Annotated in this window: 13 protein-coding genes; 7 read left to right on the top strand and 6 right to left on the bottom strand. The window is 71.1% G+C overall.

Features of this window, described 5'->3' with window-relative positions:
• Nucleotides 1-9: 9 nt before the first annotated feature.
• The gene (locus tag ABD339_RS01990; RefSeq protein WP_344561453.1) at nt 10-585 is read right to left on the bottom strand and encodes a TerD family protein; all 576 of its coding nucleotides are present in this window, start codon (nt 583-585) and stop codon (nt 10-12) included.
• Nucleotides 586-723: 138 nt separating this feature from the next.
• Here ABD339_RS01990 and ABD339_RS01985 point away from each other — a divergent pair, with 138 nt between their 5' ends.
• The 4 genes from ABD339_RS01985 to ABD339_RS01970 all read left to right on the top strand — a co-directional run bounded on the left by ABD339_RS01985 (nt 724) and on the right by ABD339_RS01970 (nt 6172).
• The gene (locus ABD339_RS01985) at nt 724-1761 is read left to right on the top strand and encodes a sporulation protein (RefSeq protein ID WP_344561451.1); all 1038 of its coding nucleotides are present in this window, start codon (nt 724-726) and stop codon (nt 1759-1761) included.
• Nucleotides 1762-2290: 529 nt separating this feature from the next.
• Entirely contained in the window at nt 2291-3703 is a 1413-nt protein-coding gene (locus ABD339_RS01980; protein ID WP_344561449.1) for a family 2B encapsulin nanocompartment shell protein, read from the top strand.
• A 125-nt stretch (nt 3704-3828) separates the two neighbouring features.
• Nucleotides 3829-5256 carry a family 2 encapsulin nanocompartment cargo protein terpene cyclase gene (locus ABD339_RS01975; RefSeq protein WP_344561447.1) on the top strand — a complete coding sequence of 476 codons (1428 nt, stop codon included), beginning with the start codon at nt 3829-3831 and terminating at the stop codon, nt 5254-5256.
• A 31-nt stretch (nt 5257-5287) separates the two neighbouring features.
• On the top strand, nt 5288-6172 hold the full coding sequence (locus tag ABD339_RS01970; protein WP_344561445.1) for a geranyl diphosphate 2-C-methyltransferase: 885 nt from the start codon (nt 5288-5290) through the stop codon (nt 6170-6172).
• Nucleotides 6173-6285: 113 nt separating this feature from the next.
• Here the strand turns inward: ABD339_RS01970 and ABD339_RS01965 are convergent, their stop codons facing one another.
• The 3 genes from ABD339_RS01965 to ABD339_RS01955 all read right to left on the bottom strand — a co-directional run bounded on the left by ABD339_RS01965 (nt 6286) and on the right by ABD339_RS01955 (nt 8973).
• A complete protein-coding gene (locus ABD339_RS01965; protein ID WP_344561443.1) occupies nt 6286-7062 on the bottom strand; it encodes an SDR family NAD(P)-dependent oxidoreductase in 777 nt (258 codons plus the stop codon).
• A 130-nt stretch (nt 7063-7192) separates the two neighbouring features.
• Nucleotides 7193-8002 carry a GNAT family N-acetyltransferase gene (locus tag ABD339_RS01960; RefSeq protein WP_344561441.1) on the bottom strand — a complete coding sequence of 270 codons (810 nt, stop codon included), beginning with the start codon at nt 8000-8002 and terminating at the stop codon, nt 7193-7195.
• Between the two features lie 116 nt (nt 8003-8118).
• Nucleotides 8119-8973: a LysR family transcriptional regulator gene (locus ABD339_RS01955; RefSeq protein ID WP_344561439.1), complete on the bottom strand. Its 855-nt coding sequence runs from the start codon at nt 8971-8973 to the stop codon at nt 8119-8121.
• A gap of 255 nt (nt 8974-9228) precedes the next feature.
• On the opposite strand from ABD339_RS01955, the gene ABD339_RS01950 reads away from it, so the two are divergent.
• A complete protein-coding gene (locus tag ABD339_RS01950) occupies nt 9229-9906 on the top strand; it encodes a pyridoxine/pyridoxamine 5'-phosphate oxidase (RefSeq protein WP_344561437.1) in 678 nt (225 codons plus the stop codon).
• A gap of 743 nt (nt 9907-10649) precedes the next feature.
• On the opposite strand, the gene ABD339_RS01945 is transcribed toward ABD339_RS01950, so the two are convergent.
• Entirely contained in the window at nt 10650-11903 is a 1254-nt protein-coding gene (locus ABD339_RS01945) for an MFS transporter (protein ID WP_344561435.1), read from the bottom strand.
• Between the two features lie 99 nt (nt 11904-12002).
• Here ABD339_RS01945 and ABD339_RS01940 point away from each other — a divergent pair, with 99 nt between their 5' ends.
• Entirely contained in the window at nt 12003-12575 is a 573-nt protein-coding gene (locus tag ABD339_RS01940) for a TetR/AcrR family transcriptional regulator (RefSeq protein WP_344561433.1), read from the top strand.
• A gap of 55 nt (nt 12576-12630) precedes the next feature.
• Here ABD339_RS01940 and ABD339_RS01935 read toward each other — a convergent pair whose 3' ends face one another.
• Nucleotides 12631-13041: a hypothetical protein gene (locus tag ABD339_RS01935; protein WP_344561431.1), complete on the bottom strand. Its 411-nt coding sequence runs from the start codon at nt 13039-13041 to the stop codon at nt 12631-12633.
• Between the two features lie 247 nt (nt 13042-13288).
• On the opposite strand from ABD339_RS01935, the gene ABD339_RS01930 reads away from it, so the two are divergent.
• Nucleotides 13289-13543: a hypothetical protein gene (locus ABD339_RS01930; protein ID WP_344561429.1), complete on the top strand. Its 255-nt coding sequence runs from the start codon at nt 13289-13291 to the stop codon at nt 13541-13543.
• The last annotated feature ends 147 nt before the right edge of the window (nt 13544-13690 follow it).

Below are 13690 nucleotides of genomic sequence, written 5' to 3'. Positions count from 1 at the left end.
CGGTTCAGCTCACACGTTGACGCCGAAGTCCTGGGCGATGCCGCGGAGCCCGGAGGCGTAGCCCTGGCCGACGGCGCGGAATTTCCACTCGGCGCCGTTGCGGTACAGCTCGCCGAAGACCATGGCCGTCTCGGTCGAGGCGTCCTCGGTGAGGTCGTAGCGGGCCAGTTCGTTGTTGTCGGCCTGGTTGACGACGCGGATGAAGGCGTTGCGCACCTGGCCGAAGCTCTGCTGGCGGCTTTCGGCCTCGTGGATCGAGACCGGAAAGACGATCTTGTCGACCTCCGGCGGCACGGCGGCGAGATTCACCTTGATCGCCTCGTCGTCGCCCTCGCCTTCGCCGGTGAGGTTGTCGCCCGTGTGCTCGACCGAACCGTCGGGGCTGGTGAGGTTGTTGAAGAAGACGAAGTGCTGGTCGGAGACGACCTTGCTGCCGGTGTCCACCAGCAGCGCGCTGGCGTCCAGGTCGAAGTCGGTCCCCGTGGTGGTACGTACGTCCCAGCCCAGACCCACCGTGACTGCCGTCAGGCCCGGGGCCTCCTTGCTCAGCGAGACGTTCCCGCCCTTGGACAGCGAAACTCCCACGATTTCCTCCAGGTGATTGGCGCGTATACCGGTGCCGAAAACCTACAGGACTGTAGAAGTATCTCGCTGTGGCTGGTCACACCCGTTGAGTCCAGCGAAGTGAGCACGACAACAGAAGCAGAAGGAGTGAACGCCGCGATGGTGTTCAAGAAGCTGATGGGGGCGCTCGGCGTCGGCGGCCCCTCGGTCGATACGGTCCTGGAAGAAGGGCCGGTGCTGCCGGGCGGCACCCTGTCCGGTCAGGTGCACCTGGAAGGCGGGAAGGCGGACGCGGAGATCGAGCGCATCCGTCTCGAACTCGTCGCCCATGTGGAGGCCGAACACCACGACGGAGAGCAGGAAGGGGCCCTGGCCTTCGCGCACTTCGTCCTCGACGGCGGCCCGGAGGGCGGCTGGCACGGGACCCCGACCGGCGGCTTCCGGCTCGCCGAGGGCGAGCGGCGCAGCGTGCCCTTCACCATCACCCTCCCCTGGGAGACGCCCGTCACGGAGCTGTACGGGCAGCCGCTGGGCATCGCGCTCGGCGTCCGCACCGAGCTGGAGATCTCCGGAGCCAAGGACAAGGGCGACCTCGACCCCGTCCGAGTGGCCCCCCTGCCCGCGCAGGAAGCGGTCCTGGAAGCCCTGGGGCAGCTGGGCTGCGGCTTCACCTCGGCGGATCTGGAGCTGGGGCACATCAACGGCACCGGCCAGCAACTGCCCTTCTACCAGGAGATCGAGCTGACCCCGCCCCCGCACCTCGCGCACTCCGTCAACGAGATCGAGGTGACCTTCCTCGCCGATCCGGGCGGCATCGAGGTGGTCCTGGAGGCCGACAAGCGCGGCGGCCTCTTCTCCGACGGGCACGACGTCCTCAACCGCTTCACCGTCAGCCATGACGAGGTGGCCCATACGGACTGGAACGCCGAGGTCGACAGATGGCTGCGGCAGTTGACCGGCCACCACCAGGAGGCGGGCGCGCACTACGGCGGTCACCACCACGACGTGGGCCATCACCACGACAGCCACGGGCACGCGGCGTCCCACTCCTCGCGCTCTTCCGGGCCCGGCGTCGGCACGGCCGTCGCGCTGGGCGCGGCGGGGCTCGCTGTCGGGGTCGCGGGCGGACTCGTGGCGGCGGAGGTCGTCGATGAGATCGGCGACGCGTTCGAGGACGAGGAGGGCGAAGAGGACTGATCAGCGAGCCGCCGCCCTCGCGGGCCCGCTCCGTACGCACCGGTATCCGCGCCGGCCCGGCCGCACCGGTCGGCACCGGCCCGCACCGGCGGCGGCACCTGAGAGCCCCCACCTGTACAGCTGAGCGCGCCGCCGGCCGGCCCTGGGAGCCGGCCGGCGGCGCGCTGACACACCCTGATCCAGCCACCCCGCCGGCTCCCGGGCCGACGTCGGGGCCGGATCGGTTCCCGGCCTCAACGCGCCAGCGCGGCTGGTGAGTTCGCCGCGCCGAGGCGGGGCCCCGTTGAGGTGACCGAGCGCGTACTCGATCACGGTGTCCGAATGACAGCGGTTCTTCAGATAAACCCGTTGCGGGTCAAGAACACCGCATCGAGGTAACTCCCCCGGCCTCAAGAGCCGGCCCGCGCGCACCGGTCGTACTGTTGCCAGGGCAGCGCACGGATTCCTATGGATTTGTCCCCATTCTCCCCCTTCGTTGGTTGGCGCGCCCGTCTGCCGATCACCACCGGCTCGAAGGAGAGTTCGCTCGATGACCGTTGAGAGCAGCCCGGAAGCACAGCTGGATCCGCCCCGGCAATCCAGTCTGAGCACCGCAGCCGCCCGGAACCTCGCCAGCACCACCAAGACCGCCCCGCAGATGCAGGGGATCAGCTCCCGCTGGCTGCTGCGCGCGCTGCCGTGGGTGGAGGTCAAGGGCGGCACCTACCGGGTGAACCGCCGGCTGACCTATACCGTCGGCGACGGTCGCATCGAGTTCGTCCAAGACGGTGCCGAGGTCCGGGTGATCCCCCGCGAGTTGGGCGAACTGGCCCTGCTGCGCGGCTTCGAGGACGACGAGGTCCTGGCACGCATCGCCGACCGGTGCGAACAGCGCGACTTCCGCGCCGGAGAGGTGCTCGTCGAGCGCGGCACCCCGGCCGAGCGGATCTACCTGATCGCACACGGCCGGATCCAGCGGACCTCCGTCGGCAAGTACGGCGACGAGACCGGCGTGGGCGTGATCGCCGACGGCGGCCAGTTCGGCGAGCACACCCTCCTCGACGCGGATGCCAGTTGGGACTTCACCGCCACCGCGCAGACCTCCGGCACCCTGCTGACCCTCTCGCGTGACGACTTCGCCGCGATCCTCTCCTCGGCACCCAGCCTCCAGGCCCACGTCCGGCACTTCGGCACGCTCCCCCTCCAGCGGCAGAACCGCAAGGGCGAGGCCGACATCGCGATGTCGTCGGGCCACACCGGGGAAGCCGAGCTGCCGGGCACCTTCGTCGACTACGAGCTCCACCCGCGCGAATACGAACTCTCCGTCGCCCAGACCGTTTTGCGCATCCACACCAGGGTCGCCGACCTCTACAACGGGCCGATGAACCAGACGGAGGAGCAGCTGCGGCTCACCATCGAGGCGCTGCGCGAGCGCCAGGAATACGAGCTGGTCAACAACCGGGAGTTCGGGCTGCTCCACAACGCCGCCTTCTCGCAGCGCATCCAGCCGCGCTACGGCCCGCCCACCCCGGACGACCTCGATGAACTGCTCAGCCGCCGCCGGGGCACCAAGCTCTTCCTCGCCCACCCCAAAGCGATCGCGGCGATCGGACGGGAGTTCAACGCGCGCGGCCTCTACCCGACCCACGTCGATCTCGGCGGGCAGCAGGTCCCGGCCTGGCGCGGAGTCCCGATCCTGCCCTGCAACAAGATCCCCATCAGCGCGGAGGGCACCAGCTCGGTCTTCGCCATGCGTACCGGCGAGGACAACCAAGGGGTCGTCGGTCTCCGTCAGACCGGCCTGCCGGAGGAGTACGAGCCGGGACTGTCGGTGCGCTTCATGGGCATCAACGAGCAGGCGATCCTCTCCTACCTGGTCAGCACCTATTTCTCCACCGCGATCCTGGTGCCCGACGCGCTCGGCGTGCTGGAGAACGTGCAGATCGCCCACTGGGACGACTGACCGGGCCGGCCCGGCGGCCACGACAGCCCGCGCCCTCCCCGGCCACGACAGCCCCAACCCTCCCGGAGCGGGCGCACCTGCCCAGGATCCGGGGCAGCCCACCCCACCTCAACAAGGAGCCACGGATGTCCGATCCCGGGCCTACTCCCCGGCAGCCGAGCCCGCTTGCCGCCGCGGGCAGCGCGGGGGCCGACTCCCCTCCCGACTCCCGCTCCCCCGCGTGCGGCACCCGGCCGACGCTGCCCGGCCCGCCCTCCCTCCCCGTCTCTCGTGCTGTCCCCCTCCCCGCCCCGAGTGCCGTGCCGGTGGAGGTGCCTGTCCCCGATGGCGGCCCGGGTGGCGAAGCGTTGGCCCCACACGCCGTGGGGAGCGTGGCGGGCCTGGAGAGCGCCGCCTCGGTGCGGCGGCCGGGCGTCGCCCTGGAGCGGATTCTGCGCGGTCCCGCCGGCCTGGGCACGGCTGGTCTGCACCTGGGCCGCGTCCCGGAGCCGGCGACCGCGGGACGCACGGGAGCCGAACCCACGGGCGCGGAATCCCCGGACGCGGAGCCCGCCGTCCCCGGGGCGCCCAGGGCGGGAGAGGCGATCCCGGGCCTCTACCACCACCCCGTGCCGGACCCCGACCCGGTGCGGGTGGCGGAGGTCAGCCGCCGGATCAAGATGTGGGCGGTGGACGAGGTCCGGGCGTATCCCCCGGAGTGGGAGGACCAGTTCGACGGCTTCTCCGTGGGCCGCTACATGGTCGCCTGCCATCCGGACGCCCCCACGGTGGACCATTTGATGATCGCCACCCGGCTGATGGTCGCCGAGAACGCGGTCGACGACTGCTACTGCGAGGACCACGGCGGCTCGCCCATCGGCCTCGGCAGCCGGCTTCTGCTGGCGCACACGGCTCTCGATCCGCTGCACACGGCGCAGGAGTACGAGCCGCCGTGGTCGGAATCGCTCGCCTCGGACGCGCCCCGGCGCGCCTACCACTCCGCCATGGAGTACTTCCGCCGGCAGGCCACCCCGTCGCAGGCCGACCGGTTCCGGCACGACATGGGCCGTCTGCACCTGGGCTATCTCGCGGAGGCGGCCTGGACCCAGGCGGACGAGGTGCCCGAGGTGTGGGAGTACCTGGCGATGCGCCAGTTCAACAACTTCCGCCCCTGCCCCACCATCACCGACACCGTCGGCGGCTATGAACTCCCGGCGGACCTGCACGCCCAGCCCGCCATGCAGCGGGTCATCGCGCTCGGCAGCAACGCCACCACCATCGTCAACGACCTGTACTCGTACACCAAGGAACTCAAGAGCCCCGGGCGGCACCTCAACCTGCCCGTGGTGATCGCCGAACGTGAGGGCCTCTCCGAGCGGGAGGCGTATCTGAAGGCGATCGAGGTCCACAACGAGCTGATGCACGGCTTCGAAGCCGAAGCCACCGCGCTGGCCGCCGCCTGCCCAGCCCCGGCCGTGCTGCGCTTCTTGCGCGGAGTCGCCGCGTGGGTGGACGGCAACCACTACTGGCATCAGACCAATACCTACCGATACAGCCTGCCCGACTTCTTGTAATACCTGATTTCTTGTAAGAGAGGACCCGCTCGTGACCAGCACCCCGCTCACCAATGCCCAGGCTCCGTCCGTTTTCGTCCCCGGCCCGGCGTCGCCCTACCAGGGTGAGATCGCCCGCTACTGGGACCAGGAGGCCAGGCCGGTCAACCTCCGTCTCGGCGACGTCGATGGGCTTTACCACCACCACTACGGGATCGGCGAGGTTGACCGGGCCGCCCTCGGAAGCCCCGGAGACAGCGAGTACGAGAAGCGGCTCATCGCCGAACTCCACCGTCTGGAGTCGGCGCAGACCCAGGTCCTCCTGGACCATCTGGGCCCCATCGGGCGTGCTGACACGCTGGTGGACGCGGGCTGCGGCCGGGGCGGTTCGATGGTCATGGCCCACCAGCGCTTCGGATGCAAGGTCGAGGGTGTCACCCTGTCGGCCAAGCAGGCCGACTTCGCCCTCCGGCGCGCGCGGGAACTGGGCATCGAGGATCACGTGCGGGCCCGCGTGTGCAACATGCTCGACATGCCCTTCGAGACGGGGCTGGCCGCCGGCTCATGGAACAACGAGTCGAGCATGTATGTCGATCTGCACGATCTGTTCGCCGAGCACTCCCGCATCCTCGCCCCCGGCGGTCGCTATGTGACCATCACCGGCTGCTGGAATCCGCGTCATGGCCAGCCTTCGAAGTGGGTTTCCCAGATCAACGCGCACTTCGAGTGCAACATCCACTCCCGCCGCGAATATCTGCGTGCCATGGCCGACAACCGTCTCGTGCCGGGGGCCGTCGTCGATCTCACCGCCGCGACGCTGCCCTACTGGGAGCTGCGGGCCACCTCTTCCCTGGTCACCGGAATCGAGGAGGCGTTCATCAACTCCTACAAGGACGGCTCCTTCCAGTACCTCCTGATCGCGGCCGACCGTGTCTGACCGGCCGCCGGTCACCGGGGGCGGGGTCGGGGGCGTCGACTGACGACTCCGGCCCCGGCCCCGGCCCCGGCCCCGGCGTCGAGGGCGGACGGTGGCCGGAGTGTGACGACCCGTCAGCTCTCGCGGTGCACCTTGGTGTTGGACGCCTGGGCGCGGGGGCGGACCACCAGAAGGTCGATGTTGACGTGACTGGGGCGGGTGACGGCCCAGGCGACGGTGTCGGCGACATCGTCGGCGGTCAGCGGCTCGGCCACCCCTTCGTACACCTTCCCGGCCTTCTCCTCGTCGCCACGGAAGCGGGTGAGGGCGAACTCCTCGGTCTTGACCATGCCGGGCGCCACCTCGATCACCCGGACCGGGGTGCCGACAATCTCCAGCCGCAGGGTCTCGGCGAGCACATGCTCGGCGTGCTTCGCGGCCACATACCCGCCCCCGCCCTCATAGGTACCGTGGCCGGCGGTGGAGGAGAGGACCACCACCGTCCCGTCGCCGCTCCCGGTGAGCGCGGGCAGCAGCGCCTGGGTGATGTTGAGGGTGCCGAGCACGTTGGTCTCGTACATCTGCCGCCAGTCGGCCGGGTCCCCGGCAGCGACGGTGTCGGCGCCGAGCGCGCCGCCCGCGTTGTTGACCAGCACGCCGACGGTGCTGAAGGCGCGGGCGAACTCCTCGACGGCGGACCGGTCCGTCACATCCAGCGGGTACGCCTTGGCCTGGTGGCCCGCTTCGTTGATCTCCTTGGCGAGCGCCTCGATGCGCTCCTCCCGGCGAGCGGTCAGCACCACCCGGTAGCCGGCAGCCGCCAGCCGGCGCGCCGTGGCGGCGCCGATTCCGCTGCTGGCTCCGGTGACGACAGCGATGCGGGAGGCGGCGGGCGGTGCGGCGGCGGCCATGAGACTGCTCCTCGGTTGCGCGGTGACCCTGGGCCGGTCCCGGTCGGCGGCCCCGGACCAGGGTACGCAGGACGCGCCCGGCCCGGCGGCCCGCCCTCCGCCTCCCGGTGCGGACTTCCGCGCCGCGGCCTCAGCTCTCCAGGCCGAAGAAGCCCACCGCCGAATTCGGCCGGAAGCCGATGCGCGGATACACCGGTGCCCCGGCGGCGGTCGCGTGGAGGACGGCGCGGGTCACTCCGGTGGCCAGGGCGCCTTCGTACAGCGCCTTGCGCGTCACCGCCTCGCCGTAGCCCCTGCGCTCCCACCCGGGGGCCGTGGCGACCAGCAGGACGAACAGACGGCCGTCGGCTTCCAGCGTCGCGGCGCAGGTGACCGGCTCGCCGTCGCCGCCGCCCCGGATGCCGAGGTAGGCGTACACCTGGTGCTTCCACAGCGTGGAGCCGGCGAGGCCGTCGCGGCCGTCTTCCAGAGGCAGGCCGTAGGCCCGTGCGTTGATGTCCGCGTAGGCGCGCAGGTGTTCCTCGGTTGCCACGCGTACGAACGTCAGGTCGGGATGCGCCGGTTCGGGAAGGTCCGGCAGGTCGGCGGCCATGCCGGTGCCGGGGAACGCGTGTTCAAGACCGGCTCGCCGGGCCGCTGCCGGGAGCGCCGCGCGTGCCGTGTCGTCGAGCAGGTCCTCGAAGACCCACAGAAAGCCTGGGCGTTCCTTGGCGCGCATGATGCCCGCCGCCTCGTGCAGGCGGCGCGCCAGGAGCGCGGCGTCCGGGCCGATGTCGGTCAGCATGGCGCAGTTCCAGAAGGGGAACCGGCAATCCGCCCAGCGCACAGTGATGCCCGGAAGGTCTCGGGTGTCCGCGCCCGCGTCCCGGTCGGTCACCGTCGCGCGCCATACCGTCGCCAACTGTTGCAGGGATTCGATCGAGTCGGGGGGAACGTGCACGGGGTTCCTCGCAAGCTGCCTGGCGCCAGGGAGCTGCCCCCGGAGGGGCGGCTCCGGGCACGGCCGCTGCCGGGCCCGCTCCTTTCCTCTCCACCACCGAGGCCCGCGAAGCCTCGCTACAGCCCGCCGTACGCGGCGACGGTGAGCTGGACGAACGAGTGCAGCACCGGGTTGACGTCACCCTCGCTCCAGGCCACCACCACGCGGCTCGGCGGCATGTCGGCCAGCGGCACCACGGCGAGCCCCGGCGGCGGCTCGTGGCCCAGGAGGGTCATACCGACCGTGCCGTTCCACAGGACCGCCTGCCGGCACTCCTGGACGGTGCGCACCACCGGGCCTTCGCGGGGCTGCCCGCCGTTCCAGTACAACTGCCAGTCGGGGTCGGCGCCCTCGGGGAACAGGAACCAGCGGCGCCCGGCCAGTTCGGCCAGCTTCAGGCTGTCGCGGCGGGCGAGCGGGTCATCGGCGCGCAGCAGGGCGCCCACCGGGTCGGCGCGCAGTTCGCGCACCATCAGGCCGGTTCCGTCGAACGGCCCCCGCGTCAGGGCGACATCGACAAGTCCCGCGTGCAGCCCGCAGGTGGGGTCGGTCAGGTCGGTGTCGCGGACAGCGACCTCGACGCTCGGGTGGCTCCGGCGGTAGGCACCGGCCAGCCGGTTGGCGCCCGGGTCCGCGCCGTCGCCCAGGATGCCGACGGTGAGGGTCGCGGCGCCGGCCGCGGCTGCCATCCGCACCCGTACCCGTTCGGCCTGGTCGAGCAGTGCGCGCGCCTCGTCGAGCAGCACCGCCCCCACCGCGGTGAGCGCGACTCCGGAGGGCGAGCGGTCGAGCAGCGCGGTGCCGAACTCCGCCTCCAGCTGCTTGATCGCCCGGCTCAGCGGCGGCTGGCTCATGTGCAGCCGCGCGGCGGCCCGGCCGAAATGGAGTTCCTCGGCCACGGCCGTGAAATAGCGCAGCGTGCGTAGCTCCATGATCCGACGATACCCGTGCGGTATCGGCGTGGCGGAACGGGCCGTGGACACTCACGGCACCCTGCCGGCGAACTCACCCCACGACCCCGCACCTGTCCCGCCACCGAATTCGCCCAGGGGCCGGAAAAACCGAACACGCCAGACACGCCAGACACGCCAGACATACCAGGCACACCGGAAACGCAGCCCTCACCGGGAGTCAGGGGCCTGAGTAGGCTCGTGGAGGTCGGTGACGCCGCGGAAGGGGAGGGCGCAGTGGGCACAGCGGACGGGCGGGGGGATGTGCGCGAGTGGCTGCGCGGGCTGGAGGTCTTCGCCGGACCACTGGCCGCCTTCGACCCGGACCTGGCTCCGGCGGAGCCCGTAGCGCTGTTCCTGGAGTGGCTGACCGAGGCGGTCGAGGCCGGCTTGCCCGACCCGCACGCCATGACCGTCTCGACGACGGACGAGCACGGCGATCCGTGGGCGAGGGTGCTGATCCTCAAGAACGTCGACGAGGGCGGCTGGCAGTTCGCCGCCCACGCCGACAGCCCCAAGGGCCGCCAGCTGGCGGCGCGGCCGAGCGCGGCGCTGACCTTCTACTGGCCCGCGCTCGGCCGGCAGGTCCGGGTGCGGGGGCCGGTGGTCGCGGAGTCCGCCGAGCGCGGTGCGGCGGACTTCCTCGCCCGCTCCACCACGGCACGCGCGGAAGCCCTGCTGGGACGCCAGAGCCGCCACCTGGACGGCTTGGCCGAACGTGACCGTGCCATCGGCGAATCGCTGGCCCGCGTCGAACAGGACCCCGGCCTGGTCACCGACGCGTGGACGCTGCACACCGTCGTCCCCGGCGCGGTCGAGTTCTGGCAGGCGGACAAGGCCCGCGTCCACACCCGCCTCAGCTATGAACGCCTCACCCCTGACACACCATGGGAGCGGCACCTGTTGTGGCCGTAGGGGATCGAGGGACGCGTCCCCCGTCTCCTGCCTCCGGGACACGCCCTCGTTGAAGCCGCTCAAAGGTGGCTGCCGCTCCGACATGGGTGCCGCCGCGTTCAGAGCCGGTCGCCGGACAGGACGGAGCGCTCGCTGCCGGCGTTCAGGCGCACCGGGGCCGGTGGGGGCGGAGGCCGAGGCGGAAGCGGAGAGGGCGCACAGATCGTCGAAGGCTTGCAGGAGATGTGCGTCCAAGTTCTGGGAGGAGTCGTCGAGCCAGGCTTGGGCCGCGTGGTGCAAGGTGGCCCACCCGGTCTGAGCTGCCAGGTCGGCCCTCCGGCCGGGCACGCCACGTCGCGGGCGAACTCTTCCATGGTCCACACCTCCTGCGGCGTGAGCGTGAGTCGCCGTGCTCGGCGATGTCGATCGCCAGGACCCGGTAGTTCTCGGGCAGATGGCCGGTCACCGCGTCGAAGTCGCCGCGGTGGCAGGCCCAGCCGTGGATGAGAGCCAGGGTCGGCCCTCCGGCCGGCCGTGTACCGGATCGCCGTGTGGCCCGACCGCCGGACTTCAAGGTTCTGCCGGGGCCTTGTCGGGGTTGTCACCATGTCTCCCTGCTCTCGTCCCGGCGCCGGTTCCTGTGTTTGCCGCGCGTGTTCTTGTGCTTGTCGCGCGAGGTGGGGCGCCGTACCGGGTGGTTGTGGGATGCCGTACCCGGTCGCCGGGAGGAATCGGTGGTCGCCCGGTCTCTGCCGGCAGGTGCCTCACTCGCACGGGGCGAGGACGACACGGCGCTGCGCCCGTACCCGGTTCAGGCGCAGCACCAGGGCGATGACGGTGATCAGCACGATCACCAGCGCGTAGCCCTCGGCGGCGGGCTTCAGCCCCAGGGAGGTGACGGCAATCCCACCGAGCACGGCGGGAACGCTGTTGCCCAGATAGGCGATGACGTTCGCCAGGGTGAAGACCGCGCTGCGCTCGTGCGGGCGAGCGATCCGGGCGAAGGTGCCGAACGTGGCCAGCGCCGAGGCGCCCAAGCCGAGGCCGGCGACCACGGTGCCGGCAGCGGAGAGCCAGACGAGGTCCTGCGTCATCCCGGCGACCGATATCAGGGTGCCGAGCCCGAGCACCGCGGACGAAGGGGCCAGCAGTGAGGTGGCGGGCCGGGAGCGGAACAGGAAGACCGCGATCGCCCCGGTGCCCGTCAAGAGCGTCACGACGATGCCGCCGACCAGATGGCTCCGCAGCCCGAACAGCTGCGCCGCGACGGACGGGCCGAGGGAGAGGTACATCCCGGCCAGCGCCCAGCCCGCGACCATCGCCGGCACCACCGGGACGATGTCGGCGCGCAGGTGCGCGGGCGTTCCGATGCGCGGGCGCAGGGAGGCGAGGGCTCCCTCCCGGCGGAGCGATGTCTCCGGCATGAGGGCGACGAACACCGCTGCCAGCACCATCGCGCCGAACAGCAGTACATAGACCAGCCGGGTCGGGGCGGGGCCGAATTCCACCAGCATCCCGCTGCCGAGGGCACCGAGGGCGAGTCCGGCCATGGGGGCCACCGAGGTGATGACCCCCGCGCGCCCCCGGGCATGCGGGGGTTCGAGATCGGCGAGGGTGGCGCTCAGGGCGGTCGTCGCAGCCCCGGTCGCCACTCCTTGCAGCACCCGGGCGACGGACAGTACGTACACGTCCCCGGCGACGTAGAACAAGGCGAGCGCGACCATCTCCAGCCCGATCGCCGCGGCGATCACCGGACGGCGGCCGAGGTGGTCCGAGAGCGCCCCGACCACGAGCAGCGAGCCCAGCAGGCCGACCACGTAGAGGGCGAAGACGACGGTCAGCACCCATGCCGTGAACTGCCATTGCCGCTGATAGATCACATAGAGCGGGGAGGGCGCGCTGGAGGCGGCCAGGAAGAGGACGGCGATGGCGGCCACGCAGGAGAAGGCGCCCTTCCATGACGCGGGGTATGTGCCGCCGGCGGACAGGGGGACGGCGACAGCGGGTTCGACGGGCATGCGCTCCTCGCAATGATCTGTGCGTTAGTGCCTTTGACGCTAACACAAACGCATTGATCACTGCATTTAAAACGCAGCGATCAATGCGACACTGGCCCCATGTCCGCTTCGGCTTCCCCTCCGCCCCGCACCGGCAGCCGGCCCGGTGGCCGCTCCTCCCGAATCCGCGCGGCCGTCCACCGGGCCGTCGAGGAACTGCTCACCGATCAGGGCGACGAACTGCTGACCATCCCGGTCGTAGCCGCCCGCGCGGGCGTGCACGCCACCACGGTCTACCGCCGCTGGGGCTCGGTCGGTGAACTGCTCACCGACGTCGCGACCAGCCGTTTCTCCGGCGACATCGTGGTGCCGGACACCGGGAGCCTCCGCGGCGACCTGGAGCGCTACGCGTCCAACCTCGCCAAGGACCTCAGCGATCCGGACACCCTCCCCCTCGTACGCGCCACCATCGGCACGGCCGGCGAACAAGGCGCCAGCGCGTGCACCAGAGAGCGCCAGGAGCAGCTCCGGGCCATGCTCGAACGGGAAGAGGCCCGGGGCCATCAGGCCCCGACCGTCGAACGCGCCACGGACGCCCTGCTCGCCCCCCTCTACTACCGGGCCGTCTTCACCAACCAGGCCCTGACCCCCGAATGGGCACGCGCCCTCGTGTCACACCTGCTGCCGGACTGACCCGCCCCGGGGCCCGACACAGGCCGCCGCGATGCCCGTGCCGCTACGGCTACGGCTACGAACGGGCCTCGCACTTCCCCTTGACCAGCAGCGCCGCGTAGTCCCAGTCGACATCCTCATCCGACTCGTTCTCGCGCATCTGCTGGGCGACCCACGCCGTACCGAACATCCTCAGCCCGTCGCACAACGCGTCTTTGTCGGCCTCGCCGGCCGCGGACCAGCTCTCATCGAGCGCACCCTCGGTCAGCTCGGCGCGGTCGGAAGCGATGGGCGTGGGGCTGAGGTCTTTCGGAGATGTACTCGGATCCTCGATCCCGACGGGCGCCGACGTGACAGAATTCCCGGGGCTGCCGGGCCCACTGCGGTCGCTCGACGGGGCGCCAGGGCCGTCTCCCCCGCATGCGGTAGCACATCCGGCTATGACAACGGCCACGACGACCGCCGCAGCGCGACTGCTGATGGACATGATTCCCCCGGGTACGAGCTGTCCGAAGGGGAGCGGCCGAGATGCCGACCGGTCGGCCGAACCAGCGTTGCCGCAGCCCCTGTTGGGCGCGCGTCGGCGGTTCGTGGATCCCCTTGTTGTCGAATGACGGATCGTACTGGCGGATATCCCCGTCGGATCAGGGCCTTTCGGTACCTGTCCACTTGTGGTGGTACTCGTAGATCCCGGGCCGGCGAACCCAGGTGCGACTCGGACCGACACCGACACCGTGACGATTCACGTCATTCACCACCCCGCGTCCGGTGCCTGGGCTCGCATGGCGGTGGACGGCCGGACGGCCCGCATCGACTACGACGGGCCGTCCGGCCGCAACTTGTGGGCGGAGCGGCCCGGGCTCCTCGACTGTTGGGAGCAGGCCGGCCGCCCACCCGTCGAGCGCTACGGCCTCACGGTCGGCGCCGACGGCACCCACGCCCTGTGGCTCGACAGCCCCGGCGGATCCTCCTGGGTACTGCCGTCCTGACCGTGCGCCGACGTACGACATGTCCGCCAGCCCGGCCGACGCGTCAACGGGTACGACAGCCACCACCAGGCCCCTTCTTCCGGACGCGGAAGCCGCAATGCGGCGATGCGGCGCTGCGTCACCGGTCACGCCGACTGGGTCCGGAAA

The organism is Streptomyces axinellae (assembly GCF_039532135.1).
In the GTDB taxonomy this organism is placed as follows: Bacteria; Actinomycetota; Actinomycetes; order Streptomycetales; family Streptomycetaceae; genus Streptomyces; species Streptomyces axinellae.
This window is presented reverse-complemented; position numbering and strand designations above follow the sequence as displayed.